The 664-nt window shown below is 68.7% G+C and carries 1 protein-coding gene and 1 pseudogene; both read right to left on the bottom strand.

Annotation, left to right across the window (positions count from 1 at the left end):
• On the bottom strand, nt 1-335 hold a 335-nt coding region (locus HUK84_RS21665; RefSeq protein ID WP_317135330.1), incomplete at its 3' end, for an RNase adapter RapZ.
• A 143-nt stretch (nt 336-478) separates the two neighbouring features.
• Nucleotides 479-664: pseudogene (locus HUK84_RS21660) on the bottom strand (HPr kinase/phosphorylase); the annotation flags it as partial.

Below are 664 nucleotides of genomic sequence, written 5' to 3'. Positions count from 1 at the left end.
CGGCGGGTGGCGGTGTAGCGGCGCAGCAGCACGCCTTCCTCGGCCGTGGCGTAGATCAGTTCGGCCTGGAGAGCCGGGTCGAGGCGCAGGCGCCCCAGTTCGGTCAGCACGGCGGCGGCGTCGAAGCCGCGGGTGCGGGAATCCACCCCGATGGCGACCGGCCGTTCGGCCCGGGTGACGATTTCGTCGAGCATGCGCAGGGGCGGGTTGTCGATGACCTCGTACCCCAGATCCTCGAGGATGCGGAGGATCGAGGATTTGCCCGCCCCGGACAGACCGGTGACCAGCAGGATCCGACGTGGCGCCGGTACTCCGTCATGTGAAGAATCCGTCACGGGAAATCCTGGCTGGATGACGGGCCGGAGGGTTCCGGACCCGCGAACTTATGCCGCGTCGCAGACGGGGCGCATGTCCGGGGAACAAAGACCACCGGACGGATCTGGCACCGGACGGTTCCCAGTGAAAGACGTGCCCCCGATCACATCTGCTCGGACGTTAAAAGTTTGCAACGTCCGTCCAGCCAGTCAAGGGCCAGATTGACCCGCGCCACCGCCGACGCCAGATCCGTGGTGAGGCGGATTTCGGGCAGGCCCGTCACCGGGTCGGCAAAGGCGGGCGGCAGGCGGGCGGGACCGTCGGCCGGACCGACCAGCCGGACGGCGAG

The organism is Nguyenibacter vanlangensis (assembly GCF_013376155.1).
Taxonomy (GTDB): Bacteria; Pseudomonadota; Alphaproteobacteria; order Acetobacterales; family Acetobacteraceae; genus Gluconacetobacter; species Gluconacetobacter vanlangensis.
Note: the sequence above shows the minus strand (reverse complement) of the source record. Positions and strands in the feature narration are given on the sequence as shown.